Raw genomic sequence first — 25642 nt, 5'->3', positions numbered from 1 at the left:
TGGAGAAAGGCTTCTCGATGCGCAGGTTCGGCACGGCTCTCGCGGTCCTGGCTCTCGCGGCGGCGACCACAGCCGCCTGCGCCAAGGACGACGAGGGCGGCACCACTTCCAGCGGCGTGAAGTTGGTCAAGAGCGGCGTGCTCACCACGTGCACGCACCTCCCCTACGCGCCGTTCCAGTCGAAGGACAGCTCCGGGAAGGTCGTCGGGTTCGACGTCGAGCTGATCGACCTCGTCGCCACGAAGCTCGGCGTGAAGCAGGAGATCGTCGACACGCCGTTCGAGGGCATCAAGTCGGGCGCCGACCTCAACTCGGGCAAGTGCGACGTCGCCGCCGCCGGCATGACGATCACGGACGCCCGCAAGCAGGTGCTCACCTTCTCCGACCCGTACTTCGACGCCACCCAGGCCCTCGCGGTGGTGACCGGGAAGTCCTACAAGTCGCTCGCCGACCTCGCCGGCAAGAAGATCGGCACCCAGGCCAGCACGACCGGTGAGGACTACGTCAAGGCGCAGGTCAAGGAGAAGAACCTGAACGTCGAGGTGGTCTCCTACAAGGACCTCGCGGCGCTGCAGCAGGCCCTGGCGACCGGTCAGGTCGAGGCCGCCGTCAACGACCTTCCGGTGTGGAACGAGTACATCAAGGCCAACCCCGGCAAGGTGACCGTCTCGGCCGGGTTCGACACCGGTGAGAAGTACGGCTTCGCGCTCAAGAAGGACGGCGACCCGAAGCTGCTCGAGGCGGTGAACTCGGCGCTCGCCACGGCGCGCAGCGACGGCACGTACGACAAGATCTACGCGAAGTGGATCGGCGCCAAGCCGGCCGCGTGAAACTCAAGAGACGACAGCGGCAGCGCCTCGGGCGGGTCGCGGGATACGTAGCGTTCGCGGCGATCATTCTGGTCGCCGCGTTCGCGGCCGACTGGGGCCAGCTGCACGACGCGTTCTTCCGGTGGGACATCGCCACGAGCATGTTCCCCGACGCGGTCACCGTCGCCCTTCGCAACACCGTCATCTACACGCTGCTGGCGTTCGTGTTCGGGCTGGTGCTCGGGCTGATCCTGGCGCTGATGCGCCGCTCCTCGGTGGCCCCGTACCGGTGGTTCGCGCGGGCGTACATCGAACTGTTCCGCGGCCTGCCGGCGCTGCTGGTGCTCTTCATGGTCGGCTACGGGATCCCGATCGCGTTCCCCAACCGGGAGATCCCGGGCGGGGTGTACGGGTCGGTGACGATCGGGCTCGGCGTGACCGCCGCGGCGTACATGGCCGAGACGATCCGGGCCGGCATCCAGGCGGTGCCGAAGGGACAGTGGGAGGCGGCCCGCTCGCTGGGCATGTCGCACACCCGGGCGATGGTGTCGATCGTGCTGCCGCAGGCGTTCCGGATCGTGATCCCGCCGTTGACCAACGAGATCATCCTGCTCACGAAGGACACGTCGCTCGCCTATGTCCTGGGCGTCACGGCCGGCACGATCGAGCTGACGAAGTTCGCCGGCGACGCGCTCAACACGAAGGTCAACCCCACCCCGCTCGTGGTGGCGGGGCTGCTGTACCTGGCCATCACCCTGCCGCTGTCACAGTTGGTGCGGTGGTTCGAGCGTCGAGCGGAGCGTGCCGCGTGAGCGCGATTGTGTTGAACGGCGTGCGGAAGTCGTTCGGCGCCAACGAGGTCCTCCGGGGAATCGACCTGACGATCGAGCCGGGCGAGGTGGTCTGCGTCATCGGGCCGTCCGGCTCGGGCAAGTCCACCCTGCTGCGCTGCGTCAACCTGCTGGAGACGCCGACCGCCGGCACCGTGCACGTCGGCGGCGTGGACGTGACCGACCCGGACTGCGACATCGACGCGGTGCGTCGGCGGATCGGCATGGTGTTCCAGCAGTTCAACCTCTTCGGCCATCTCTCCGTGCGGGACAACCTGACCATCGCGCAGCGGCGGGTGCTGGGGCGTTCGAAGGCTTCCGCCGTCGAGGTCGCCCGCGCGAATCTCGCCCGGGTCGGCCTGTCCGAGAAGGCGGGCGCCTACCCGGCGCAGCTCTCCGGCGGGCAGCAGCAGCGGGTCGCGATCGCGCGGGCGCTGTCGATGGATCCCGAGCTGATGCTCTTCGACGAGCCGACCAGCGCCCTCGACCCCGAACTGGTCGGCGAGGTGCTGGCCGTCATGCGCGGGCTCGCCGACGAGGGCATGACGATGCTGGTGGTGACCCACGAGATGGCGTTCGCCCGGGAGGTCTCGTCGAGGGTCGTCTTCCTGGACGGCGGCGTGGTCGCCGAGCAGGGGCCGCCGGCGCAGATCTTCGGGGCGCCGAAGGAGGCCCGGACGGCGGCGTTCCTCAAGCGGGTACTGGAGCCGACGCACGTCGACCTGTAGCACCATGGCGGGATGAGACGGGTCCCCGCGCGGCTGCACGTCCTGCTGGCGCCGAAGGTGCGCCTGGGTGTCGTGCTGCGGCGCGGGCCGTCCCGTCAGGTCGCCAGCATCGGCTGGGACCTGCGCACCGACGAGTTCACGCTCGGCCAGTGGCTGAACGGCCGCATCTACGAACGCCGCTCGGACCTCTCCCCGGACGGCCGCCGATTGATCTACTTCGCGATGAACGGCCGGTGGCAGGACCCGACCGGCGGCTCCTGGACCGCGATCTCCCGGGCGCCCTACCTGAAGGCCGACGTCCTGCTCGGCAAGGGCGACTGCTGGCACGGCGGCGGCCTGTTCACCGGCCCGCGCACCTACTGGCTCAACGACGGCTACGGCCACCGGCCGATGCGGGCCTCCGGCGAGGTGCGCCGCGACGAGGACTACCGCCCGGCGGGTTCCTACGGCGGCGAGTGCCCGCACGTCTACTACAACCGGCTGCAGCGCGACGGCTGGACGTTCCGGGAGCCGGAGACGGTCTTCGACAAGCCGCTGCGGCACGGCTGGACGCTGCGCAAGTACGCGCACGCGGGACCGCCGGGCGTCGGGCACGGCTGCTACTGGGACGAACACCGGCTGATCGCGCCGGACGGCACCGGGACCGCACTTCTTCCGGCGTGCTCCTGGGCGGAGGTCGACGGCGACGACATCGTCTACGCCGCCGAGGGCGCGCTGTACCGGGTCCGCCTGCGCGCCGGCGGGCCGCAGGAGGCGCGGCTGCTGCACGACTTCACGCCGATGCGGTTCAAGGCGGTGGCCGCGCCGTACTGAGCGGCGGGTGACCGGCATTCGCCCGGCACCTTTCCCCGGCGCCCGGCCGGTACCCGGCACCGCGTCTCCCCGGCGTGAGCAGGCGCTTCAAGCACTTTTCGTCCGCGGGACGCGCTGCGGGGTGCGCGACACCGCGTACACCGGCGTCGATCCCGAGGCCTACCTTCTAGGGCATGCAGCCCGCCATCGACTCCGTCACGTTCCGCATGACCGCCCGGCAGTTCCTCGGCCGCGTGCTGTGGCTGTGCGGGTTGTGGCTCGTGCTGCCGGTCGTGCTCGGCATCGCCGTGGCCGTGGTGACCGGTCAGCAATGGCCGATCACCGTCGCGGTCGCACTGTTCTTCTTCGGGATGCTGGTCGTGGTGCTGGCCTCCCTCGCCTCGCCGTGGGCCAGGCTCACGGTCGACGCAGTCGGGCTGCATCCGCGGATCGCGGGCGGGTACACGCAGTCGTTCGCGCCGTGGCGGTCGATCGTCGACATCCGCACCGAGCGGCGCAACACCCGCACCCTCGTCGCGATCTACCTGGCGAACGGCCCGATCTGGCGGCTCCGCACGCCGTACAACGGGGTCGCGCTGGCGCGGGATCCGATGTTCGAGGAGAAGGTGGGGCTGATCCGGCGGCGGTGGGAGGAGAACAGGTACCCGGTTGTCTGGCCGGAGTCCTCGGGCGGCCGGTGACCCGCTACAGCTCCTCCGGCGCCGCCACGCCCAGCAGGGTCAGGCCGGTGCGCAGGGTGTCGGCGGTCAGCCGGCACAGGGCGAGCCGGTTGTCCCGCGCCGCTCCGCCGTTGAGCACCTGGCACTTCTCCCAGAAGACCGCGAACGCCTGCGCCAGCCCGTAGAGGTACGCGCACAGCAGATGCGGCTCGTAGGAGGTCGCCACCTCGGCCAGCACGTCGCCGAAGCCGTCCAGTTGCAGGGCGAGCGCGCGTTCCGCCGGCTCCAACGGCCGGCCGGGGTCCAGCGGCCCGCACGCTCCGGCCTTACCCAGCACCGAGCGGGTCCGGGCGTGGGCGTACTGGAGGTAGACGCCGGTGTTGCCGTTCAGCGCGAGCATCCGGTCGGGGTCGAAGACGGAGTCCCGGGTCCGGTTGTTGGACAGGTCCGCGTACTTGAGCGCGCCGACGCCGACCTGCGCGGCCCGTTCCTCCAGGGCTGCGCCGGTCAGCTCGGGATGCTTCACCCGCACGGTCTCCCGCGCCCGGTCGACCGCCACGTCGAGCAGGTCGGTGAGGCGGCCCGGGGTGCCGTCGCGCGTCTTGAGCGGCCGGCCGGCCGCGTCGAGCATCGTTCCGAAGACCACGTGCACCGCCTCGACGGCCTCCGGCAGCCAGCCGGCCCGCCGCGCCGTGGCCAGGACCGAGCGCACGTGCAGGGTCTGCCGCGCGTCGATCACGTACAGGATCCGGTCGGCGCGCAGCGTGTCGACCCGGTGCCGCACGGCGGCGAGATCCGTCGCGGCGTAGCCGAAGCCGCCGTCCCGCTTGCGCACGATCAGCGGCGCGGGTTCGCCGTCGAGGAAGACGCAGAGCGCGCCGTCGCTGGGCACCGCGACGTCGTGCTCCGCCAGGTCGGCCGCCACCCGTGGCAGCGCGGCGTTGTAGGCGCTCTCCCCCATCGTGTCGGCCGGCGTGAGCAGGACGCCGAGGCGTTCGTAGATCCGGGTGAAGTAGGCCGTCGAGGCGTCGACCAGCGCCCGCCACTCCCGCAGGGTCGCGGGGTCGCCGGCCTGCAGGGCCACCACCCGCGCGCGGGAGCGTTCGGCGAAGTCGGGGTCGCTGTCGAAGCGCGCCCGGGCCCGCCGGTAGAGATCTCCGAGCGCCGCGATCTCCTCGGACGCGTCGCCGTTGTCCATCTTGAACGCGATGAGCATGCCGAACTGCGTGCCCCAGTCGCCGATGTGGTTCTGTCTGAGCACCGTGCCGCCGAGATGGTCGAGCACGCGGGCGAGGGCGTCCCCGATGACCGTCGAACGCAGGTGACCGACGTGCAGTTCCTTGGCGATGTTCGGCTGCGAGTAGTCGATGACGGTGCGCACGCCCGCCTCCGGCACACCCACCCCGAGCCGAACGTCGTCGAGCCGCGCCGCGACCTGCTCCCACAGCGCCCGGTCGGTCAGCGTGACGTTGACGAACCCGGGCCCGCCGACGCTCGCCCCCGGCACGGCGGCCGCGACGGTACCCGCGAACGCCCGCGGGTCGACGCCCCGCGCCCGGGCGAGCCCGAGCGGCCCGTCGGCCTGGAAGTCGGCGACCCGTGAGCGGCGCACGCCCGGCGACCAGCCGGCGGGCGCATCGGGCACCGCGCCGTGGACCTCGGCGGTGAGCAGGCTGAGCAGAGACGGCACGGCCATGGGAAGCCGACCTTTCGTGGCTGGACGCGACAGGACCCGGAGTGATCACGGATCATCGTCGTCGCAGCACGCGGCAAGGCTAACGCAGCCGGAACGCCGGTGCGAACGGTTTACCCCCGGTAGGGCGGCGCCACGCCCCAGCCCCAGCGCGGCACGGGCGCCTGCGGCACCGGCGCGGCACCGGGCCGCGAGTTGGCCAGCGCGAGCCGCGTGCCCCACTCGACGTATCCCACGAACGCCGCCCGGAACTCCGGATCGTCCGGCAGCCCCACCTCGTCGGCCGCGTCCATCATGAGATTCACCCAGCGCCGGCGCTGCCGTTCGGTGATGCCCATGCCGAGGTGGTGGCGCAGCATGGTCGGGTACCCACCGCGCTCGGCGGTGTAGGTCGCCGGCCCGCCGAACACCTCGGCCAGCCACGTCGCGACGTGCTTCGCGTGATCCGGCGCCATGCCCGAGAAGAGCGGCGCCAGCAGTTCGTCGGCGACCACCAGGCGGTAGAACGCCTCGCACAGCCGCACGAACGCGTCACTGCCCCCGGCCCACTCGTACAGCGTGGGCGATGCGTCGGCATCGGTGATGTACTCGTCCCCCATGGGCACAGCGCACCACGCCCGGCCGCGATGATCAAGTACGCACCGTTCGGTGCGTGCCCCGAACGGAGGCGCCGATGCCGGATCGATACCCGTGCCCGGTGGAGCTCACCGTCGACCTGCTCGGCGGCAAGTGGCGAACGGTCATCCTGGCCCATCTCAAGGAGGGCGTGCACCGCTACGGCGAACTGCGCCGCCGCACCCCCGGCCTGAGCGAGAAGATGCTCAGCCAACGCCTGCGCGAACTGGAGGCCGACGGCCTCGTCAGCCGGGAGGACCACGGCACCGTCCCGCCGCACGTCGAGTACCGGCTCACCGCGGAGGGGCGCAGCCTCGCCCCGGTGCTGCAGGCGCTCTACGACTGGGGATCGGCCCGCGCGGAGCGCACCGGCGTCCCCGTCGACTCGATCGCGTCGAGGTCGCGCACCGCGTAGCGGTGGTGCTCCCACTCCTCCTCGAGGATCGTGTGCAGGCAGGAGAGCACGGTCTCCGGGTAGGACGGCTGGTGGGGATTGGCCCGCGGCTCGGCCAGCAGTTCGGGCGTGGCCGTGGCGATGAAGTCGCGGACCATGGCGACCCGGCCGGCCCGCACCTCGAGCACCTCCGCGTAGGAGGCGTCTGCCGTGAAGCGCTTCGCGTCCCCCGCACTGCCGCGGTCCATCCGGCCGATCGGATGGAACGGCTCGGGCTGCCCCAGAATCGCGTTGTTCAGCCACATGTCGGTGGCGAACACCAGGTGCCGCAGCGTCTGCGCGAACGACCACTCGCCGGCCACCGAGACGTCGACCGTGCCGGCCGGCATCGCCGCCACGCGCCCCAGCGTCGCCGCCCAGGTGCGTTCCAGCGCGGCCCAGGCGGAGCGCAGCGTCGCCGGGTCCTCGGCGAGTCGGTCGGCCCGGCCGGGGAAGCGGCGGTTGAGCTCGGCGTCGACGAACGGCAGCACGTCGACGCCGTTCACGATCAGGGTGTTGGCGCGCTCGAAGAGCCACGGGGAGTCGATCTCCACGTGCTGCAGCTCGCTGCCGCGCACCACCGCGCCGGAGAGGTCGACGGCGACGAACCGGGCCTCGCGCAGTTCGTCGTCGGGTCCGAAGGTCTGTGGCATGGGGTCCATCGTTACAGCCCGGCGGCCGCCCGCACGAGCCCGGCGACGGCCCGCGAACGGCTGTGCGCCGGCCAGGCGAGCACGGTCGTCACCTCCGGCGAGTCGGTCAACGGGACGGCGGCGTGCGCGTTCCACAGCCACGTTCGCGAGGAGGCACACAGCACCGCGACGGTCTGGCCGAGCGCGATCAGCTGGGCCAGCTGCGACAGGTCCTTGATCTCCGGTCCCGGACCGGGGTCGTAGGTCCCGTCCTGGCGCGGCCAGCGGGCCAGCGGCAGGTCGGGCAGCCCCCTGACGTCGGCCATGGTGAGCGTCTCGCGCGCGGCGAGCGGATGCGTGGCCGGCAGGATCGCGACCTGCCCCTCGGTCAGCACGTCCTGGGTGTCGAGCCCGGTGAGCGCGTCGAACGGCCGCTGCATGAACGCCACGTCGGCCCGGCCGTCGCGCAGCATCCGCGCCTGTTCGCCCATGGCGCAGGGCAGCACCTCGACCTCGGCCGCGTCGGGTTCGGCGGCGTACACGGCGAGGAGCTTGCGCAGCAGTTCGTGGTTGGCGCCGGCCTTGGTCGCCAGGGTCAGCCGCCGCGGGCCCGACCCGGACGCGGCGCGGCGGGTGCGCCGGGCGGCCGCGGCGGCGCCGTCGAGCAGGACGCGCGCCTCGTGCAGCAGCACCTCGCCGGCGCCGGTGAGCGTGACCCCACGGCGGTCGCGGTCGAACAGGCTGACGCCGAGCCGCCGTTCGAGCTGCTGAATCGCCCGGGACAGCGGCGGCTGCGCGATGCCCAGGCGCTGCGCCGCCCGGCTGAAGTGCAGTTCCTCGGCGACGGTGACGAAGTACCTCAGCTCGCGCAGTTCCAGCGTGTCCACGCCACGACGGTACCGCTGTGATACCCGCCGGGTATGAGAGCGCACCGAAACGGTGTAAGGACCGCCCGGGCCGCCGCGCCAGCATCGGCGCATGAGTGACACACCAATCGCGCTGGTGACCGGCGCCAACAAGGGCCTCGGCTTCGAGATCGCGAGGGGCCTCTCCGCCCTCGGCTACCGCGTGGCGGTGGGTGCCCGGGACCGCGCCCGGGGCGAGGCCGCCGCGAAGGAACTACCCGACGCGTTCGCGCTGCCGCTGGACGTGACCGACGACGCGAGCGTCGCCGCGGCGGCAGCGACGCTCCGCGATGAGATCGGCCGGCTCGACGTGCTCGTCAACAACGCCGGCATCTCGGGACCCCCGACCGGCGACGGCTGGGAGCAGGACCCGACCGCGCTCGACCTCGACGTCGTGCGCACCGTCGTGGACACCAACGTCTACGGCGTGATCCGGGTGACGAACGCGATGCTGCCGCTGCTGCGGCGTTCGGCGGCGCCGCGCATCGTCAACGTGTCGAGCAACGTCGCCTCGCTGACCTTGCAGTCGGACCCGGGCGTGAACGTCGGCCCGGTCATGGCCGCCTACTCACCGACGAAGACGTACCTCAACGCCGTCACCGTGCACTACGCGCGGCAGTTCGCCGGCACGGACATCCTGATCAACGCCGCCTGCCCGGGCCTGGTCGCGACCGACTTCACCGGCTTCGTCGGGCGTCCCCCGCGGGAGGCCGCGGCCACCCCGATCCGGCTCGCCACCCTCCCGAACGGTGGCCCGACCGGCGCGTTCTTCAACGACGAGGGCGTGCTGCCCTGGTGAACGAACGAGGCGGTCGGCGGCGGACCTCCCCGCGCCGACCGCCTCACGCACGACTACGGCAGGCCGATCAGGTCCACCACGAAGATCAGCGTCTCGTTGGGCTTGATCGCGCCACCGGCACCGCGCGCGCCGTAGCCCAGGTGCGGCGGGATGACGAGCTTGCGGCGGCCACCGATCTTCATGCCGACGACGCCCTGGTCCCAGCCGGCGATGACGCGCCCGGCACCGAGCTGGAACTGGAACGGCGCCCCGCGGTTGTACGAGGCGTCGAACTCCTCGCCGGTGGAGTGCGCGACGCCCACGTAGTGCACCGTGGCCGTCTGGCCGGCACGCGCCTCCTCGCCGTCACCGACCTTGATGTCCTCGATCACCAGGTCGGCGGGCGGGTCGCCGATGTACGGCTCGACCTCGGGCTTGCTCATGTGGATTCCTTCCGCGAACGGATCTTTACGGACCCCATCCTCGCCTATGCGACGGGATGCCGCTTCCGGGACCCCGATCGGGTCGCGATCCGTACTTACACGGGAGACCGCCGCCAACCGCGCTAGGAGGAGGCCGCCGCACATGGTGGAAACCCGGACATCCGGCCGGCCGCGCGCCCGCCGGGACTTCGGTGAACCTCCCTCCGGTGGACCGCCCCATCAGTTGCTGGCGTGGCGGAAAAGGGCACTGGAGCAGCAGCTGCCCTCCGCCGGGTTCCCGGCCGGGGCGGGTGCGCCGTCGCTGGTCTACCTGTGGGCGATGACGCTCGTGGCGATCGTGACGGTGGCCGGGTTCGCGTTCCATGACAAGATCGACGTGCCGCAGGCCGTCCAGGAGTCGCAGCTCGACCTGACGACGAAGATGAGCCGGTCGCTCAACGGCAGCACCGGCCGCGCCGTCGAGGACCTCGACCGCACCGTCGCCGGGCTGCGCGCCAAGCCGCCCGCCGACGCCCAGCTGCTCGCCGCCGTGGTCGGCGACCGCACCATCTGGAGCGGTGCCGCGCTGATCACCACCGCCGATCGCAAGCAGATCGCGGCCACCGGCGTCGCGCTCCCGTTCGAGCTGCTGCGAAACGGCGTCCCGCTCGGCGGCACCACCGCGGTGACCACGGGCGACGGGCCGGCGCTGATCCACCACACCCGCCTGGACGACAAGCGCAGCGTGCTGGCGATGCAGCCGTTGCTGCTGCGCAACCAGCGCCTCAACCCGGCCGCGAAGGCCGGCGTCTTCATGATCACTCCGGGCGGCACGACGTCGCTGGTCCAGGGGGTCAGCGCCGTCGACCGGAGTCAGCTGCGGCTGGTCTTCGGCGACACGACGGCCGCGACCCGCCCGACCGTGCGCAGCGTGGCCGTCAAGGGCTGGACCGACCAGCGCCTCGTGCTGTCCGTCGCGCCGGTCGGCGACACCGGCGTGCGCGTCGCGTCGCTGCTGATCGCGCCGGTCGTGCCCGGGCCGTCGGTCGGCGTGGGCCTGCTGCTCGGCGGCAGCCTCCTGGCGATCGCGGCGCTGTGCGTGTGGCTCATGGGCGTGTCGCTCGTGCAGCCGCTGCGCATCGCGTTGCACCAGGCCAAGCGCGACGCGTGCGGGATGCCGTCGCAGGCCCGCCGGCCCGTGCACGTCGCCGAGCCGTACCGGGTGGCGAGCGCGCTGGCGGTCGTCTCCGGTTCGGAACTGCCGCGGCGGCGGTTCCTGCCGAGCGTGTTGCAGGGGCTCGGGCTCGCCGCCGCGTTCGGGCTGCTGTGGCCGATGGCGGCGGTCGGGTTCGTCATGTCGACGCCGCTGCCGCCGGTGCCGGCACAGCTCGGCATCGACGAGGAGAGCCGCGCGGAGAACGCCACCGCGGCCCTCGGCAACGCCGTCGAGAACGGCCTGCGCACCGTGCTGAGCGTGCCGGTCGGCGACCCGGCGGCCGATGCCGACGCGGCGGAGGCGGCCCTGAAGCAGGGGCTCGAGCAGGAGCACCGGCTGCGCAACCTGTACATCGTCGACGGGGCCGGCCGCACGGTGCGGGCCGCCGGCCGTGAACCGCTGCGCGCGCAGGCGCCCGTTCCGGCCCGCAACGGCGTCGACCTCGACCCCGGGCTGCGCCGGCTGCCGCTGCTCTACGCGCACCGCGCGCTCGACAAGGGGTACGCGGTCGTCGGGGAGTTCGACGTCGACAACCTGCTCGCGATCGTGCGCACGGTCGACGGGCGGGCCCGCGTGGTCGACCGGGACTCGCGGGTGATCCTCGACTCCGAGGGTTTCCGGGCGTACCAGCGGCTCGAGGGGGACCTGGCGCGCGAGGTGGCCACCGCGGTCCGGCCCGGCGGCACGCTCGGGCGCACCCGGACCGGCGCCGGCGAGCCGGCCCTGATCGCCGCATCCAAGGTGCAGGACCCGCCCTCGGCCGCCGCGCTGGACTGGGTCGTCGTGGTCGAACGCGACGTCGCCGTGCTGCACCTGCCCGAGGTGCTGGTGCGCCGCTGGACCCTGCTCGTGGGCGGCGCCGCGGCCGGCGTGGTGCTGCTGACGTTCGCGTGGCAGTTCCTCATCTTCGTGCGGCCGCTCAAGCAGCTGGCGGCCGTGGCGGACCAGATCTCGGCGGGCTCGCTCGACGCGCCCGTGCCGCCGCAGCGCCACGACGACATCGGCGCGCTCGCCATGTGCCTGGAGATCTGCCGGCAGGTGCGGCACACCGGCACGGCCCGCTTCGGCGGTGCGGTGCGGCTGCGCGGCTCGGAACACAACTACACGACGGTGCTGTCGCTGGATCTGGTGCAGCGCAAGGACGACGAGGTGCGGGTGTAGTGCTCTATCTCTACACGGTCTTCACGCTCAGCTGCCTCGGCCTGCTCGTCGCCGGGGTGATCGAGCAGCGCAACCACGACCGCAACCTCGACACCATCCCGCATCGCGTGCTGGTGAACGGCATCCGCGGCAAGAGTTCCATCACCCGGCTGTGTGCGGGCGCGCTGCGCGGCGGCGGGCTCTCGGTCGTGGCGAAGACCACCGGGACGGCCGCCCGGTTCGTCTTCCCGGACGGGAGCGAGGAGCCGGTGCACCGCAAGTTCGGCATCGCGAACGTCGTCGAGCAGATCGGCATCGTGCGCCGGGCCTCGGTGTACCGGCCGGACGCGATGGTGATCGAGTGCATGGCCGTCATGCCGGCGCTGCAGGAGATCAACCAGGTGAAGCTGATCCGTTCCACCATCGGCGTGCTGTGCAACGTGCGCGAGGACCACCTCGCCGAGATGGGTCCCACGCTCGACGACGTGGCGCGGTCGCTGTGCCGTTCGATGCCGATCGGGGGCGTGTGCATCACGGCCGAGAAGGAGCGGCTGCACATCCTGGAGGAGGAGGCGCGGCGGCGCGACTGCCGGCTGATCGCCGTCGACCCGGAGACCGTCAGCGACCGGGAGATGGCGGGGTTCGGCTGGATCACGTTCAAGGAGAACGTCGCCATCGCCCTCGCGGTCGCCGAACAGCTCGGCGTCGGCCGCAGGTACGCGCTGGCCGGGATGTGGGCCGCTCCCCCGGACCCGGGCGTGCTGTCGGTGAGCCGGAAGGTGCACCGCGGCAAGAAGATCCGCTTCGCCAACGTCTTCGCCGCCAACGACCCCGAGTCCACCCTGATGAACATCCGCCAGCTGGAGAAGCAGGGGCTGATCGGCCGGCCGCTCACCGTTCTGATCAACTGCCGCCCGGACCGCGTGGAGCGCAACGGGCAGATGGGAGCGCTGTGCAAGGACATCGATCCGGAGAACATCGTCCTGATCGGCGAGCCCACGCGCAGCGCCCGCGCCACGATCCCGGCCGGGCTGCAGGACCGGGTGACCGACCTCGGCGGCAAGCTGCCTCCCGAACAGCTCCTCGACGGGGTGGTCTCGGCGACCGATGCCGACTCGTCGATCGTCGCCGTCGGCAACATCCACGGCCAGGGCGAGATCCTCATCCACCAGCTCGACGAGTGCCCCGGTTGGGACCAGGAAGAGAGGAGCGGGCGCCGTGAGCCTCAGCTTCGGGGGTGAACTCAGCGCCCAGCTCGCCACGGCGTGCCTGGGCATCGGGCTGGTCTTCGCCCTCATGTGCTACCTGACGACCAACCTGTCGCCCGGCGGGATGATCACGCCGGGGTGGATCGCACTCGCGTTGATCGAGGACCCGTTGCAGGCCGCGATCATCGTGATCATGACTGTGGTGACGTATCTGCTCACCGAACTGATGCAGAAGTTCGTCATCCTGTACGGCAAGCGGCTCTTCGCCGCGGTCGTGCTGCTGAGCGTGTTCCTTCAGCTCACTCTGTTCATCGCCGTCCAGCGGGACCTGCCGCTGCTGTTCGCGCACCAGACCCTGGGCTTTGTCGCCCCGGGGCTGATCGCGTACCAGCTCGTGCGGCAGCCGCCGAAGGCGACCATCCTGGCCACGGTGATGGTGACCGCGGTGACCTTCGGGGTCGCGTTCAGCGGAGTCGTGGCCGGCCTAGTTCCTGCGACGTGATCACATGAATGACCGTTCTCCCCTGCTCATGGCCGCCGCCGTCCTGACCCTGGTCGCCGGTGGTGCCGTCGCGTTCACGATGACGCGTTCCGACGCGCAGCCGCCCGCCGCCGTCGGCGCCGGTCCCGATGCCCCGGCGGGCGACGCACCGGTGTCGGCCGACCCGTCGGGCCTCACCTACCGCCGGGCCTCCGGACCCGACCGCACCGAGGCCGTCCGCGCGGACGGCACCCGCATCGCCGTCATGACCGACGGCGCGCGCACCGTGCACCTCACCGGCGCCCAGCGGACCTTCGCCGAGCCGCGCTTCACCAAGGCCAAGCTGACGAACGACATCTACGTGCGCCTCGCCCCGCAGGAGTGGAAGGCCGGTGCGGAGAAGGAGCAGTGGTTCACCGACTGGTTCCCGAAGGCGTTGGCGGACAAGAGCCCGGACGCGATCGGCATCGCGATGGAGTACATCGACGGGGCTCCCGCGAAGAAGAACGCCCAGGGGCAGCAGATCGGCGGCGACGCCGAGTTCGGCCCCCTGTCGGACATCGACCCCGACGGCCGCGCCGAGAACTCCGACTTCTACGACTACCTCGGCGTCGGGTGGAACTTCTCCGACAAGCAGGAACAGCCGTCGCAGACGCATTTCCGCAGCCTCGACTGCTCGGGCTTCCTGCGCATGGTCTACGGGTACCGGATGGGCTACCCGGTGCGTGGCACCAACGCCGGCGGGCCGGGCCTGCCGCGTCAGGCGTTCGCGATCGCCGGGGTGGGGCCGGGTGTGCAGCTGATGCAGAACACCGGCAAGCGCGCCACCGACATGGACCGGCTGATGCCCGGGGACATGCTCTTCTTCAACGCGGGACCGGTGCAGGGGGCGAACATCGAGCACTCGGGCATGTATCTCGGCGTGGACGACCGGGGCCACCACCGCTTCATCTCCAGCCGCAGCCAGGCGAACGGCCCCACCATGGGCGACCTGGCCGGGGAGTCCATCCTGGACGGCACCGGCTACTGGGCCATCCGCTGGCGCACGGCGAGACGCGTCTAGGCGGCGGCTTCCGGGTCGATGATGCCCCACGCGTCGTAGAACTCGGCGACGGTCAGCTCGTCGAGCTGGCGCTGCACGTGGGTCTTCAGCTCGAGGTCGGCGATGTGCGCGGGGGTGCGCCACACCTCTTCGCCGGTGTCCAGGCGGGTGACGATCAGGTTGGCCGCCTGGATGACCGGCTGCGGCCGGGAGCCGCCCATGTCCAGCAGGGCGCAGATCAGGCTCGAAGCGAAGAGCCGCACGACGGCCCAGCGCTGCTGCGCCTTCGTGGCCACGATGTCGGCGGTGAGGACGTCACCGGCGCGCGCGTCGAGGTCGATGTCCACAGTGGACAGGTTAGCCGAGGGCATCGACGACGGCTTTTGCGACCAGGTCGCGGCGGGAGGGGTTGCTGCGCACCGCGTAGCCCAGTTCGACGTGGAGGAACGCCGCCCCGGCCGCGGCCGCCGCGATCCCCTGCTCGTTGCGGGTGCCCTCGAGCCGGCCGCACGGTTCGGCCCAGGCCCGGCAGGTGTTGAACCCGGCCCGGCCGAACGCGGCGGCGACGCCCTCGGCGAGCGCGCTCGTCGGGCCGCTGCCCGTGGAGACGACCGCTTCGCGCTCGGGCAGGTTGCGGTCGGCGAAGCCGTGCAGCTGGATCTGCGGGATGCCGCGCCCGGCGAACTCCGTGGCCAGGATGTGGAACATCGACCGGTCGTTGTGCGCCACGTCGCCCTTGCCGCCGGCCGCGTCCCGGTGGGCGCCGGCGACCAGCAGCACGGAGCCCGGCAGGAGGCGGTGCAGCGCCGTTCCGATGACCTCGGTGTGCAGGTCGGCGGCCGGGTGCGGCACCTCGACGACCGCGCGCACCGGCCTCGTGCGGTCGATGAGCACGGTGCCCCAGGCCGGTTCGGCGTCGGTGGGCATCGTGTACATGGCGTAGGGCCGCCCGGTGGCGGGGTCGGTGCCGTGCTTCGGGGTGTAGCCGAGGCCGCCGAAGGCCCTGTCCAGGCCGGCCGTGTCGGCGGGCGCGTCGAGGATCAGACGCGCGACGGCGCGGCCCTGTTCGGCCTCGGCCGTCGACGGGTCGCGGTACGGGCCGAACTTGTCGAGGCTCGCGACGGCGTGTGCGATCACGCTCGCCGGGTCGTCGTCGTTCACCGGGAGGGAGCGTGCCACACCCGAGGCGCCGCACGCGGTGAGCACCAGCAGCAGCACGCCGACCATCGCGGAAACCGACCGGAAAACACCGGTACAGGCGGCTTTCACCCGACCCACCCTATCCGTTGCCTCCGATCGACAACGGTGGGTACGCACGCCCCGGCGCCGGGGTTCCGCGGGCCTTCCCGGGCGAATCGTCGCGAAGATCGCGCTCTCCCGGAAACTGAGTCTAAGGTGCAGGTGAGACGTGCCTTTCGGGGCGTGCCGTCGTCCCCGAAGGTGGGGTAGCTTGGCGGCCGTGAGGTCGGCATGACCAGGGGATCGGACGGGCGCGTGGAGGCGCTGCGTCACGATGACCCACGGTCGATCGGCCGTTACCGGCTGGTGGGGCGGCTCGGTTCCGGCGGGATGGGCACCGTGTACCTGGGCCTCGACCGCAACGAGCAGCCGGTCGCCGTGAAGGTGATCCGACCGCACCTCGCCGCCGACGAGGTCTTCCGGGCGCGGTTCCGGGCCGAGGTGCGCCGGGTGCGGCAGGTGCCGCCGTTCTGCACGGCGGCGGTGCTCGACGCCGACCCGGACCACGAGCGGCCGTACCTCGTCGTCGAGTACGTCGACGCGCCCAGCCTGGAGGCGGAGGTCGAACGGCGCGGCCCGCTGCGCCACGGCAACCTGCACGGCCTCGCGATCGGGGTGGCCTCCGCGCTGTCCGCGATCCACGGCGCGGGCGTCGTGCACCGCGACCTGAAACCGGCGAACGTGCTGCTCGCCCCGGGCAGCCCCAAGGTGATCGACTTCGGCATCGCGCAGGCGCTCGACGCCTCCGACGGGCTGACCCGCACCGACCTGATCCTCGGCACGGTCTCCTACACCGCTCCCGAGCGGATCCAGAGCGCCGCGGGCGTGCCGGCCGGTCCCGCGTCGGACATCTTCTCGTGGGCCGGCGTCGTGACGTTCGCGGGAACGGGTCAGCCGCCCTACGGGGCGGACTCCACGACCGCCACCGCGTTCCAGATCATCTCGGAGCCGCCGCGCCTCTACGACCTCGCGCCGCCGCTGCGCGAGCTGGTGCAGGTGTGCCTCGACAAGGACCCGCGCAACCGCCCCACCGCCCGGGAGCTGCTGGACCTGCTGCTCAGCTCCGGTTCCAGCGGTGGGTACGTGCCGCCCGTGACGCAGTCGACCGGATCCGCACGGGTGCCCGCGGCAGCACGGCCGGCCCCGGCCGCCTGGACGACCCCGGCCCCCCGCCGGAACTGGGCGAAGCGCGGCCTCGCCGTCACCGGCGCACTCGCCGCCGCCGCCGTCGCGACGGCCGTCGCCCTGGTGCTCACCGACCGGCCCCCGGCGGCCGACGCCGGCACGGGTCCCACCACGACCGCGCAGTCCGTGCGGCAGCCCGGAAACGGCGCCGGTTCCGGGGCACCCGCCGCGCCGGCGCGTCGGCCGGTCACGATCTCCGACCCGCTCACCGCACCCGGGCGGTGGTCGCCGGGCGCGGCCGACGGCGGTAGCTGCTCGTTCACCAAGGGCGTGTTGTACGTGCAGCAGGAGGTCGAGGGGGCGCTGCGCTGCCCCGGGCCGGCCGACCGGATCACCGGCGACCAGTCCGTCGAGGTCGACATCGTGCTGCTGCGGGCCGGTTCGTGCGCCGCGATCTGGTTCCTCGCCCGCGAGGACTCCGGTTACGAGTACCGGGTGTGCGAGGGGACGGCCCAGGTCCACCTGCACCGCCCCGACGTCGCACCCACGGTGGTCGGCTCCACCAACCTCGCCGAGGCGGTGGAGCGCGGTGTGCCCACGCGTATCGGCTTCCGGCTCACCGGCTCCGACGTCGAACTGCGTCGCGACAACCGGTCGCAGGGGAAGTTCCGGCTGCCGGACGCGAGCACGCCGAGGCCGGGCGAGACGGTGACGCTGGGGATCGCCATGCAGCCCGGGGGCGAGGCGCCGTACGCGGTGGCGTTCCGGCAGGTGGAGATCCGCACCTACTGACCGCGCGTACACCCCGCAAACGGGGGTAGGCGGAGCGTCATGAACCGAGCCGTCACCATCAGCGCAGGCGCCGCCGCCGGAGTCGCGACCACCGTGTGGGCGGTGCGTCGGCGAGCCGCGCGACGCGCGCCGCTGCACGTCCGCGCCGCCATCACCGTCAACAAGCCCGTCGGGCAGGTGTACTCGTTCTGGCGCGATCTCGAACTGCTCCCGCTCTTCATGAACCATCTGGAGTCCGTGCGCACCACGGGTGATCGCACGTCCCACTGGGTCGCGAAGGCACCCGCCGGACGGGCCGTCGAATGGGACGCCCGGATCGTGGACGACCGGCCGGACGAGCTCATCGCATGGCGTTCCGTCGAGGGAGGCGACGTGCCCAACGACGGCACCGTCCGGTTCGCGCCGGCGCCCGGCGGACGCGGCACCGAGGTCCGGGTGGAACTGCGCTACGACCTGCCGGGCGGGAAGGCCGCCGCGCTCGTGGCCAAACTCTTCGGCGAGAGCCCCGACCAGCAGGTGCGCGACGACCTGCGCCGGTTCAAGCAGGTGCTGGAGACCGGCGAGGTGGTGCGCTCGGAGGGCAGCCCGGAGGGGACCCGCGCGTTCCGCCAGTTCGCCCAGAGGCCCGCGCAGCCGGTGGAGGTAGGTGCCCGATGAAGGCCAACCAGTGGATGGGCAAGCAGAAGGTGAAGGTCGCCGAGGTCCCGGACCCGCGGATCCTCAACTCCCGCGACGCCATCATCAAGATCACCTCTACCGCGATCTGCGGCTCCGACTTGCACCTGTACAACGGCTACATCCCGACCCTGCGCAAGGGCGACATCATCGGCCACGAGTTCATGGGCGAGGTCGTCGAGGTCGGCAAGGGCGTGGGCAACCTGCGCGTCGGCGACCGGGTCGTGGTGCCGTTCCCGATCTCGTGCGGCGCCTGTGACGCATGCGAACGGGAGCAGTACTCGCTCTGCGAGAACTCCAACCCGAACGCGGGCATGGCCGAGAAGCTCATGGGCTACTCGCCGGCCGGCCTGTTCGGCTACTCGCACATGCTCGGCGGCTACCCCGGTGGACAGGCCGAGTACGCGCGGGTGCCGTTCGCGGACGTCGGACCGGTGAAGATCGAGGACGACCTGACCGACGAGCAGGTGCTCTTCCTGTCCGACATCTTCCCCACCGGGTTCATGGGCGCGGAGATGTGCGACATCAAGCCGGGCCAGATCGTGGCCGTGTGGGGCGCGGGGCCGGTGGGGCAGTTCGCCATCGCGAGCGCGTACCTGCTCGGGGCGTCGAAGGTGATCGCGATCGACCGGTTCCCGTACCGGCTGCGCATGGCGCGGGAGAAGGCCGGCGCGGAGACCATCGACTACTCGCGGCACGACGTCGGCGAGGCGCTGCGCGAGATGACCGCCGGCCGCGGCCCGGACGCCGTCATCGACGCGGTCGGCATGGAGGCGCACCACTCGTCGCCGGCCATCGACGCGTACGACAAGGCGAAGCAGGCCGGCAAGCTGGAGACCGACCGGGCGCACGCGCTCCGACAGGCGATCATGAACGTCCGCAACGGCGGCATTGTCTCCGTCATCGGCGTGTACGGCGGCTGGATCGACAAGTTCCCCATGGGAACGGTGGTGAACCGCGGCCTGACCATCCGAAGTGGACAGTGCCACGTGCAGCGCTACACGAAGCCGCTGCTGGAACGCATCCGCAAGCGGGAGATCGACCCGAGCTTCGTCATCAGCCACCGGCTGCGGCTCAAGGACGCGCCGAAGGCGTTCGAGACGTTCCTGAACAAGCAGGACGAGTGCACGAAGGTCGTGCTCACACCGTAGCGATGCGGGCCACCCGGTCCAGACCGGCGATCGACACCGTCGGGGCGAGCAGTTCGTTGACGAGCAGCTCCGCGCGGACGGTCGACACGAAGGCGAACAACACGGAAAGGCCGGCGCTGCCGAGATAGGTCACCGCGGTCAGGTCGACGACCACGCTGTCGCCCTGTGCCGCGGTGACCAGCGCCGCGCGGAGATCCTCGGCGTTGGTCATGTCGATCTCGCCCGCCACGGCGATCCCCGGCCGCCCGTCCGGCAGCGGCCGGATGCGCAGCTTCGTACCGTCAGTCATCGTCGATCCGCACCCGCAACCGCACCGTCGTCCCCGCCTGCGTGCTGTCGATCGTCGAACCGGGCACCAGCCCACGGATCAGCCGCAGGCCGTGTCCCCGGTCGGGATCGGGGTTGCTGCCGGACGGCCGCCACCGCCCGCTGTCGGTGATCACCACGTGCACGTCGTCGCCGTCGCACCAGCCGCTCAACAGCGAACGCCGGGCGTCGAACCGGTGCGCGTGCTCGATGGCGTTGGCGCACGCCTCCCCGACGGCGATGAGCAGGTTGGACGAGACCTGCCGGCCGAGACCGAGGCGTTCGGTCCAGGACCGCAGCGCCTGCCGCACCGGGGCCAGCTCCGCCGGCGTACTCCCGAACGAGTGCGCCAGCCGCGTCGCGTCCTGGCCCAGCCGCCGGTAGGCGAGCACGGCCACGTCGTCGAAATAGCCCTGCGCCGGACGGAACTCCTCCATGATGGCGTCGACGAGCGGGTCGATCGGGGCGAGCCGGTGCCCGACCAGCGCCGCGCTGACCGCCGCGATCCCCTGCGACATCGCCTCGCCGCGGCGTTCGGCCAGCCCGTCGGTGTACAGCAGCAGCAGTGCGCCCGGCGTGAGCGTGACGGTCGCCTCGGGGCGTTCGATCCCGGGCGCGGCCGCCAGCGGCACCGAACGCGCCCCGTCCATCGGCGCCGCGGTGCCGTCCTGGTGCACCACGATGCCCGGCGGATGGCCGGCGCTGCTGTAGCGCAGGGTGCCGTCGCGCGGGTCCAACACTCCACAGAGGAGGGTCGAACAGAACGCGTCAGGCACCAGCGCCGCGAACCGGTCCAGCGCGGTGAGCGTCTGCGCGGGACCCGCCGACTGCAGCAGCAGCGCACGGCAGGCGCTGCGCAGCTGACCCATGGCCGTGGCGGCCGGCAGCCCGGAGCCCACGCAGTCGCCGACCACCAGCGCGATCCGGCCGTCCGGCAGTGCCACGACGTCGTACCAGTCGCCGCCGACCTCGAGCGGGCGCACCGCCGGTTCGTAGCGCACGGCGAAGCCGTCCGGCAGGTCGGTCGGGCCGAGGAAGGACCGTTGCAGGGTCAACGCCACGGCGCGCTGCTGGTCGGCGCGGTGCGCCCGGTTGATCGCCTGTCCCAGGTAGCCGCCGAGCAGCGCCAGCAGCGCACGGTCCTCGGCGCCGAACGTGCGTTCCGGCGCGCACTCCAGCCAGAACGCGACCCGGCCGTCGGCGTACTCCAGGCTGATCCCGATGCCGGCTCCGGCGGCGGTCGGTTCGGGCGTCACCACCTGCAGCGAACGGCCGAGCCGCAGGCCGGCGAGCACCCCGCGGGAGGCCTGGTCGAGCCCGTCCCACGTGGTGCGCGGTGCGGTGCCGACGACCGTGGGCTCGTCGTTGCCGTGCCAGGTGGCGGCCACGGCACGGCGGGCCCGCCAGGCGGCGCGCAGTTCGACCAGGCCGCCGGCCACGACGTCGGCGACGGTGTCCGCCTCGGAGAGCTTGGCCGTCAGCCGGGCCAGTGCGGCCTCGCGCTCGCCGGCGAGGCGTTCCCCCGTGATGTCCCGGAGAGTGCCCACCATGACCCGCTGCTGGCGGTCGGGGTCGAAGACCCAGGTGCTCGTGACGTCGACCCAGACGCGGCGGCCGTCGGCGTGCCGCAACGGCACCGGGATGCGCCCGCGCGACTCGGTCATGACGTGCCGCACCGCGTCGTCGACGTCCGGCCGGTCCTCGGAGTCCGGCTCCGGCCACCAGGGGTGCGGCATAGGATACGGCGCGCCGTCGACCGGGTAGCCGAGCATCCGTCCGAACGCGTCGTTCGCCTCCACCAGGGTGCCGTCGGTGTCGAGCACGAAGAACGCGTCCTGCAACGAGTTGACCAGCGCGTCCCGCCAGTCGGCGTGATGGTTGCGCAGCCGGGCCAGCATCAGGTTGGCGCGCACCCGGTCCAGCAGGTCCCGCGCCGAGAACGGCTTCACCAGGTAGTCGTCCGCGCCGGCCGCGAGCCCTTCGCCGGAGTCCTCGGCACGGGCGCGGGCGGACAGCAGCACCACCGGCACCCGGGCGGTGCGCGGGTCGGCCCGCAGCTCGGCCACCAGGGCCAGCCCGTCCAGCAACGGCATCATGACGTCGCTGACGATCAGGTCGGGCGTCGCGGTGCGGGCCAGGTCGAGGGCGGCCTTCCCGTCGCCGGCCAGGAGCACGTTGTAGTGCGGGCTGAGCAGCCGTTGCAGATAGTCCCGCATGTCGGCGTTGTCGTCGGCGACGAGCACGCGCGCGTGGCCGGCCACCTGCGGCGGGTTCGCCTCGGGCGGCTGCCACTCGGTGATGTACGGCAGCGCGCTCTCCGCCCGCACGCCCTGCACCGGCGGCGGCGCCTCCGGCCGCGCGCGGCGGGTCTTCTCCTCGGGCAGGTGACCCGCCCCGAACGGCAGCCGCACCGTGAACGTCGTCCCGACGTCGACCCGGCTGTCCACCTCGACGGTGCCGCCGTGCAGTGCGACGAGTTCCTGCACCAGAGCGAGCCCGATGCCGCTGCCCTCGTACGAACGCGACCGCGTCCCCTGCACCCGGTGGAAGCGTTCGAACAGGCGCGGCACCTCGTCGGCGGGGATGCCGGTGCCGGTGTCGGTGACCCGCACGACGGCGCGGTCGTCCTGCTCCGCCACGGCGACGGTGATGCCCCCGTCGAAGGTGAACTTGAGGGCGTTGCTCAGCAGGTTGAGCACCACCTTCTCCCACATCTCCCGGTCGACGTGCACCGGCCGGGACAGCGCCGCGCAGTCGACCGTGAACGTCAGACCCGCCGACTCGACCGCCGAACGGAACACGCTCGCCAGGTCGGCCGTCACCGCGCCGAGGTCGACCGGCTCGTAGTCGGCCTCGATCCGGCCGGCCTGCAGCCGGGAGAAGTCGAGCAGCGTGTTGACCAGCTTCCCGAGGCGCAAACCGTTGCGGTGCATGGCGTCCAGCGACTCGCGAAGGGCGTCGTCGGTCGCGGGCGGCAGCGCCGCGCGCACCTCCTCCAGCGGCCCCATGATGAGCGTCAGCGGGGTGCGGAACTCGTGACTGATGTTGGAGAAGAACGCCGTCTTCGCCCGGTCCAGCTCCGCCAGCTCGGTGACCCGGCGGGCCTGCGACTCGTACGCGGCGGCGGCGTTGAGCGCGGCCGCGACCTGGTCGGCGACCAGCGCGAGGAAGGTGCGGTAGGGCTGGTCCAGCGCCCGCCCGGAGCTGGCGGCGAGCACGATCGCCCCGAGCGGGGCCGCGCCGGTCTCGCCGCGCAGCGGCAGCACCATCGCCTCGGTCGGCGGCCGTTCCCAGGTGCCGCCGGGCAGCGGCCCTCCGAACCGCTCCGGCAGGTCGCCGAGCACCAGCGGCTCGCCGGTGCGCAACACCGCCTCCACCGGCCAGCCGGCGATGCCGGTCGGCTGCCCGCCCATGCCCGCCGTCGACGCCGCGGGAAAGACGTGTTCGCCGCGGAGGTACACCACCGCGCCGGCGACGTCGGCAGCCGCCCGGGCGATGGCGGCCACGGCCAGGTCGCAGGCCTCCGCGATGGACGAGGCGGCGCCGACCTGCGCGCCGAGGTCGCGCAGTGCGGCGAGGCGGCGTTCGCCGACGACGCGCTGCGTGGTCTCGGTGACCGCGGTGAAGACCCCGCCGATCCGGTCGCCGGCGCGCAGCGGGCTGTAGGAGTAGGTCCAGTAGGTCTCCTCCCGGTACCCGTGGCGGGCAATCGGCAGGAGCATGTCGTCGGACCAGGTGGCCTCGCCCGTCTCCAGCACGCCTTCGAGCATCGGCCCGATGATGTGCCAGATCTCTCCCCACACCTCGCTGCCGGGCTTGCCGAGCGCGGGGTGCTTGCTCCCCAGCAGCGACCGGTAGGCGTCGTTGTAGAAGAAGCGCAGCTCCGGGCCCCACCAGACGATCATCGGGAACCGGGAGGTCAGGCAGATCTCCACGGCGCTTCGCAGCCCCGGGTCCCAGGTGTCCGGTGCGCCCAGCGGCGAAGCCGGCCAGTCGAACGCCCGCATCCGCGCGGCCATCTCGCCGTCGCCCGGGAACGCCTCGACGGGGCTGTGCACCGGTTACCTCGCATCCGTCTCGGCAACCACCGCAGCGTAACGCCCAGGTCGGGGACCGGCACGGCGGTACACCCCGAAACCGGTGATTCGACGCAGGCCCGGGTCCGGATGGGTCGATGAGACCGATCCAACACAGGCCCGTCATCCGGGGCCGCTCCTCCGAATGGTGAGTGCGGCCGCAAAGCGCGGATCGCGTGGACTTCGGGAGGGAAGTTCATGAGGAACAAGACGCGGTTGGCAGCCGCTGTCGCAGCCGCGGGAATCGCCGTGACCGCCGCACTGGGTCCGGGCCTTTCCGTCGCTTCGAGCCACCGGGAGGCGCCGCTGATCGCGGCCGACCCCGCCGCCGACAACACCGACCTGTACGCGTTCGTCAGCCCGGAACGGCCGGACTACGTCACGTTCATCGCGAACTGGGCGCCGTTCTCCGAGCCCAACGGCGGGCCGAACTTCTTCCCGTTCGCCACGGACGCCGTGTACAACATCAACGTCGACAGTGACGGCGATGCCAAGCCGAACGCCGTCTTCCGCTGGACGTTCAAGAACATCGACAAGCGCGGCGGGAACACGTTCCTGTACAACAACGGCCCGGTGACGTCGCTCGACGACGAGAACCTGCTGTTCCGCCAGACCTACACGCTGGAGTCGTCGTTCAACGGCGAGCCGTTCAAGACGCGCATCGCCGACGCCCCGGTCGCCCCGTCGCGGGTCGGCGCCAAGTCGATGCCGGACTACGGGACCCTGCGCAACCAGGCCAACAAGCAGCTGCCCGGCGGCTGGAACGTCTTCGCCGGCCAGGCCGACGACCCGTTCTTCCTGGACCTGCGCGTCTTCGACCTGCTCTACGGCGGCGACCTGAGCGAGACCGGTCAGGACACCCTCGCCGGGTACAACGTCAACACGATCGCGCTGCAGGTGCCGTTCTCCGACGTGGCGTTGAAGGGCAACGCCAAGCGCAACCCGGTCATCGGCGTGTGGACGACCACGGAACGCGCGAAGGTGCGCGTCACCGGCAAGGAGACGCCGGTGACGGGCGACCGGGTGCAGGTGTCCCGCCTGGGCAACCCGCTGGTCAACGAGGTCGTGGTGCCGGCGAACCTGAAGGACGCGTTCAACGCGACCGCGCCGGACGGCGACGCGAAGATCCCCGAGCTGGTCAAGCGGGTCACCGAGCCCGAACTGCCCCAGCTGCTCCAGGCGATCTACAACATCCCGGCGCCGGCCACACCCCGCAACGACCTGGTGGAGATCTACCTGACCGGCATCACCACCAAGGCGCAGGGCCCGATCCAGGCGGATCTCAACTCGCAGCTGAACAACATGGACGTCAACGCACAGCGGTTCGTCCCGTCGGAGCAGCTGCGGCTGAACCTCGGGGTGCCCGTGGCGGCCCAGCCCAACCGGCTCGGGGTGCTCGCCCAGGATCTGCAGGGCTTCCCGAACGGCCGCCGGCTCACCGACGACGTCGTGGACATCTCGCTGCAGGCGGTCGCCGGTGCGGCCCAGGCGGGCAAGCTCGTGGACGCGCTGGCCGCCGGTGACAAGGTGGACGCCAACGACAACGGCTTCGACGGCAAGTTCCCCTACGTGGCCCTGCCGAACGTCGGCGCGGTCAACAAGGGCGGCGGCACGGCCGGCGGAGCGGCGGCGAACAACGGCGGCGGCGGGGGCGGCAACGGCGCTCCCACGCCCAACCCGTCGACGACGCCGGCGAGTGCCAACTCCAGCGCCATGACCTCCACCGGTGCGGTGGTCGTCGGTGGGATCGGCGTCATGGCGATCCTCGCGTCGCTCGGCTTCTGGTTCTGGTGGCGCCGCCGCGGCGTGCGCATGGCCGGCAGCGCGCATCGCGCCGACGAGTCGATCAGTATCTAGCCCGCTCGGGGTGGGGC

At 72.0% G+C, this 25642-nt stretch carries 24 protein-coding genes; 15 read left to right on the top strand and 9 right to left on the bottom strand.

Translation table 11 applies throughout. From position 1 onward, the window contains the following. The first annotated feature begins 17 nt into the window (after positions 1–17). The 5 genes from Val02_RS16950 to Val02_RS16930 all read left to right on the top strand — a co-directional run bounded on the left by Val02_RS16950 (position 18) and on the right by Val02_RS16930 (position 3860). Positions 18–830: an ABC transporter substrate-binding protein gene (locus tag Val02_RS16950; RefSeq protein WP_203900026.1), complete on the top strand. Its 813-nt coding sequence runs from the start codon at positions 18–20 to the stop codon at positions 828–830. Continuing rightward, entirely contained in the window at positions 827–1621 is a 795-nt protein-coding gene (locus tag Val02_RS16945; protein ID WP_203900025.1) for an amino acid ABC transporter permease, read from the top strand. The genes Val02_RS16950 and Val02_RS16945 overlap by 4 nt, the downstream gene beginning before the upstream one ends. Then, the gene (locus Val02_RS16940; protein WP_203900024.1) at positions 1618–2367 is read left to right on the top strand and encodes an amino acid ABC transporter ATP-binding protein; all 750 of its coding nucleotides are present in this window, start codon (positions 1618–1620) and stop codon (positions 2365–2367) included. The genes Val02_RS16945 and Val02_RS16940 overlap by 4 nt, the downstream gene beginning before the upstream one ends. 12 nt (positions 2368–2379) lie before the next feature. Next, on the top strand, positions 2380–3180 hold the full coding sequence (locus tag Val02_RS16935; RefSeq protein WP_203900023.1) for a hypothetical protein: 801 nt from the start codon (positions 2380–2382) through the stop codon (positions 3178–3180). Between the two features lie 173 nt (positions 3181–3353). After that, positions 3354–3860 carry a hypothetical protein gene (locus Val02_RS16930; protein ID WP_203900022.1) on the top strand — a complete coding sequence of 169 codons (507 nt, stop codon included), beginning with the start codon at positions 3354–3356 and terminating at the stop codon, positions 3858–3860. A gap of 4 nt (positions 3861–3864) precedes the next feature. Here the strand turns inward: Val02_RS16930 and argS are convergent, their stop codons facing one another. Continuing rightward, a complete protein-coding gene (gene argS, locus Val02_RS16925; RefSeq protein ID WP_203900021.1) occupies positions 3865–5535 on the bottom strand; it encodes an arginine--tRNA ligase in 1671 nt (556 codons plus the stop codon). 110 nt (positions 5536–5645) lie between these two features. After that, positions 5646–6131: a group II truncated hemoglobin gene (locus Val02_RS16920; RefSeq protein WP_203900020.1), complete on the bottom strand. Its 486-nt coding sequence runs from the start codon at positions 6129–6131 to the stop codon at positions 5646–5648. 74 nt (positions 6132–6205) lie between these two features. On the opposite strand from Val02_RS16920, the gene Val02_RS16915 reads away from it, so the two are divergent. Next, positions 6206–6562 carry a winged helix-turn-helix transcriptional regulator gene (locus Val02_RS16915; RefSeq protein WP_203900019.1) on the top strand — a complete coding sequence of 119 codons (357 nt, stop codon included), beginning with the start codon at positions 6206–6208 and terminating at the stop codon, positions 6560–6562. Here Val02_RS16915 and Val02_RS16910 read toward each other — a convergent pair. Further along, positions 6484–7233 (bottom strand): DinB family protein, encoded by a 750-nt coding sequence (locus tag Val02_RS16910; RefSeq protein ID WP_203900018.1) that lies wholly within the window; start codon positions 7231–7233, stop codon positions 6484–6486. The two genes, Val02_RS16915 and Val02_RS16910, sit on opposite strands and share 79 nt — an antisense overlap. An 11-nt stretch (positions 7234–7244) precedes the next feature. Next, positions 7245–8090: a LysR family transcriptional regulator gene (locus Val02_RS16905; RefSeq protein ID WP_203900103.1), complete on the bottom strand. Its 846-nt coding sequence runs from the start codon at positions 8088–8090 to the stop codon at positions 7245–7247. Positions 8091–8190: 100 nt separating this feature from the next. Here Val02_RS16905 and Val02_RS16900 point away from each other — a divergent pair, with 100 nt between their 5' ends. After that, positions 8191–8916, top strand: a complete 726-nt coding sequence (locus tag Val02_RS16900; RefSeq protein WP_203900017.1) for an SDR family oxidoreductase — start codon at positions 8191–8193, stop codon at positions 8914–8916. A 53-nt stretch (positions 8917–8969) separates the two neighbouring features. Here the strand turns inward: Val02_RS16900 and Val02_RS16895 are convergent, their stop codons facing one another. Next, a complete protein-coding gene (locus tag Val02_RS16895) occupies positions 8970–9338 on the bottom strand; it encodes an FKBP-type peptidyl-prolyl cis-trans isomerase (protein ID WP_203900016.1) in 369 nt (122 codons plus the stop codon). A 142-nt stretch (positions 9339–9480) separates the two neighbouring features. Between Val02_RS16895 and Val02_RS16890 the strand changes: the two genes are divergently transcribed. The 4 genes from Val02_RS16890 to Val02_RS16875 are packed head-to-tail and all read left to right on the top strand — an operon-like array spanning position 9481 to position 14425. Beyond that, positions 9481–11694: a HAMP domain-containing protein gene (locus Val02_RS16890; RefSeq protein WP_203900015.1), complete on the top strand. Its 2214-nt coding sequence runs from the start codon at positions 9481–9483 to the stop codon at positions 11692–11694. Beyond that, positions 11694–12914, top strand: a complete 1221-nt coding sequence (gene pgsB / locus Val02_RS16885) for a poly-gamma-glutamate synthase PgsB (protein WP_239153037.1) — start codon at positions 11694–11696, stop codon at positions 12912–12914. The genes Val02_RS16890 and pgsB overlap by 1 nt, the downstream gene beginning before the upstream one ends. Beyond that, positions 12892–13383, top strand: a complete 492-nt coding sequence (locus Val02_RS16880; RefSeq protein WP_239153035.1) for a poly-gamma-glutamate biosynthesis protein PgsC/CapC — start codon at positions 12892–12894, stop codon at positions 13381–13383. Before pgsB ends, Val02_RS16880 begins: the two co-directional genes overlap by 23 nt. Positions 13384–13387: 4 nt before the next feature. Next, complete coding sequence (locus Val02_RS16875) at positions 13388–14425, top strand: NlpC/P60 family protein (RefSeq protein ID WP_203900013.1); 1038 nt, start codon at positions 13388–13390, stop codon at positions 14423–14425. Here Val02_RS16875 and Val02_RS16870 read toward each other — a convergent pair. Together Val02_RS16870 and Val02_RS16865 are read right to left on the bottom strand one after the other, a co-directional pair. Beyond that, positions 14422–14775 (bottom strand): hypothetical protein, encoded by a 354-nt coding sequence (locus Val02_RS16870; RefSeq protein WP_203900012.1) that lies wholly within the window; start codon positions 14773–14775, stop codon positions 14422–14424. The two genes, Val02_RS16875 and Val02_RS16870, sit on opposite strands and share 4 nt — an antisense overlap. Next, a complete protein-coding gene (locus Val02_RS16865; RefSeq protein ID WP_203900011.1) occupies positions 14762–15631 on the bottom strand; it encodes a hypothetical protein in 870 nt (289 codons plus the stop codon). Before Val02_RS16865 ends, Val02_RS16870 begins: the two co-directional genes overlap by 14 nt. A 243-nt stretch (positions 15632–15874) precedes the next feature. On the opposite strand from Val02_RS16865, the gene Val02_RS47395 reads away from it, so the two are divergent. The 3 genes from Val02_RS47395 to Val02_RS16850 are packed head-to-tail and all read left to right on the top strand — an operon-like array spanning position 15875 to position 19386. Further along, the gene (locus Val02_RS47395; RefSeq protein ID WP_239153033.1) at positions 15875–17560 is read left to right on the top strand and encodes a serine/threonine-protein kinase; all 1686 of its coding nucleotides are present in this window, start codon (positions 15875–15877) and stop codon (positions 17558–17560) included. Between the two features lie 39 nt (positions 17561–17599). Next, positions 17600–18217, top strand: coding sequence for an SRPBCC family protein (locus Val02_RS16855; RefSeq protein WP_203900010.1), 618 nt, complete (start codon positions 17600–17602; stop codon positions 18215–18217). Continuing rightward, positions 18214–19386 carry a zinc-dependent alcohol dehydrogenase gene (locus Val02_RS16850; RefSeq protein ID WP_203900009.1) on the top strand — a complete coding sequence of 391 codons (1173 nt, stop codon included), beginning with the start codon at positions 18214–18216 and terminating at the stop codon, positions 19384–19386. The genes Val02_RS16855 and Val02_RS16850 overlap by 4 nt, the downstream gene beginning before the upstream one ends. Here Val02_RS16850 and Val02_RS16845 read toward each other — a convergent pair. Next, on the bottom strand, positions 19376–19675 hold the full coding sequence (locus tag Val02_RS16845) for an STAS domain-containing protein (RefSeq protein ID WP_203900008.1): 300 nt from the start codon (positions 19673–19675) through the stop codon (positions 19376–19378). The genes Val02_RS16850 and Val02_RS16845 overlap by 11 nt on opposite strands. Next, entirely contained in the window at positions 19668–23750 is a 4083-nt protein-coding gene (locus Val02_RS16840) for a SpoIIE family protein phosphatase (protein WP_239153032.1), read from the bottom strand. The genes Val02_RS16845 and Val02_RS16840 overlap by 8 nt, the downstream gene beginning before the upstream one ends. A 267-nt stretch (positions 23751–24017) precedes the next feature. On the opposite strand from Val02_RS16840, the gene Val02_RS16835 reads away from it, so the two are divergent. Continuing rightward, entirely contained in the window at positions 24018–25625 is a 1608-nt protein-coding gene (locus Val02_RS16835; protein ID WP_239153031.1) for a DUF4331 domain-containing protein, read from the top strand. The last annotated feature ends 17 nt before the right edge of the window (positions 25626–25642 follow it).

Origin of the sequence: Virgisporangium aliadipatigenens, from assembly GCF_016863615.1 — a bacterium.
Classification (GTDB): Bacteria; Actinomycetota; Actinomycetes; order Mycobacteriales; family Micromonosporaceae; genus Virgisporangium; species Virgisporangium aliadipatigenens.
Note: the sequence above shows the minus strand (reverse complement) of the source record. Positions and strands in the feature narration are given on the sequence as shown.

Excerpts from the sequence above, each read along its gene's own strand:
- Val02_RS16950 (WP_203900026.1), top strand. The coding sequence starts at position 18 with ATGCGCAGGTTCGGCACGGCTCTCGCGGTCCTGGCTCTCGCGGCGGCG.
- Val02_RS16870 (WP_203900012.1), bottom strand. The coding sequence starts at position 14,775 with ATGCCCTCGGCTAACCTGTCCACTGTGGACATCGACCTCGACGCGCGC.
- Val02_RS16845 (WP_203900008.1), bottom strand. The coding sequence starts at position 19,675 with ATGACTGACGGTACGAAGCTGCGCATCCGGCCGCTGCCGGACGGGCGG.
- Val02_RS16850 (WP_203900009.1), top strand. The coding sequence starts at position 18,214 with ATGAAGGCCAACCAGTGGATGGGCAAGCAGAAGGTGAAGGTCGCCGAG.
- Val02_RS16930 (WP_203900022.1), top strand. The coding sequence starts at position 3,354 with ATGCAGCCCGCCATCGACTCCGTCACGTTCCGCATGACCGCCCGGCAG.
- Val02_RS16915 (WP_203900019.1), top strand. The coding sequence starts at position 6,206 with ATGCCGGATCGATACCCGTGCCCGGTGGAGCTCACCGTCGACCTGCTC.
- Val02_RS16910 (WP_203900018.1), bottom strand. The coding sequence starts at position 7,233 with ATGCCACAGACCTTCGGACCCGACGACGAACTGCGCGAGGCCCGGTTC.
- Val02_RS16920 (WP_203900020.1), bottom strand. The coding sequence starts at position 6,131 with ATGGGGGACGAGTACATCACCGATGCCGACGCATCGCCCACGCTGTAC.
- Val02_RS16855 (WP_203900010.1), top strand. The coding sequence starts at position 17,600 with ATGAACCGAGCCGTCACCATCAGCGCAGGCGCCGCCGCCGGAGTCGCG.
- argS (WP_203900021.1), bottom strand. The coding sequence starts at position 5,535 with ATGGCCGTGCCGTCTCTGCTCAGCCTGCTCACCGCCGAGGTCCACGGC.
- Val02_RS47395 (WP_239153033.1), top strand. The coding sequence starts at position 15,875 with ATGACCAGGGGATCGGACGGGCGCGTGGAGGCGCTGCGTCACGATGAC.
- Val02_RS16895 (WP_203900016.1), bottom strand. The coding sequence starts at position 9,338 with ATGAGCAAGCCCGAGGTCGAGCCGTACATCGGCGACCCGCCCGCCGAC.
- Val02_RS16890 (WP_203900015.1), top strand. The coding sequence starts at position 9,481 with ATGGTGGAAACCCGGACATCCGGCCGGCCGCGCGCCCGCCGGGACTTC.
- Val02_RS16875 (WP_203900013.1), top strand. The coding sequence starts at position 13,388 with ATGAATGACCGTTCTCCCCTGCTCATGGCCGCCGCCGTCCTGACCCTG.
- Val02_RS16900 (WP_203900017.1), top strand. The coding sequence starts at position 8,191 with ATGAGTGACACACCAATCGCGCTGGTGACCGGCGCCAACAAGGGCCTC.
- Val02_RS16935 (WP_203900023.1), top strand. The coding sequence starts at position 2,380 with ATGAGACGGGTCCCCGCGCGGCTGCACGTCCTGCTGGCGCCGAAGGTG.
- Val02_RS16865 (WP_203900011.1), bottom strand. The coding sequence starts at position 15,631 with ATGGTCGGCGTGCTGCTGCTGGTGCTCACCGCGTGCGGCGCCTCGGGT.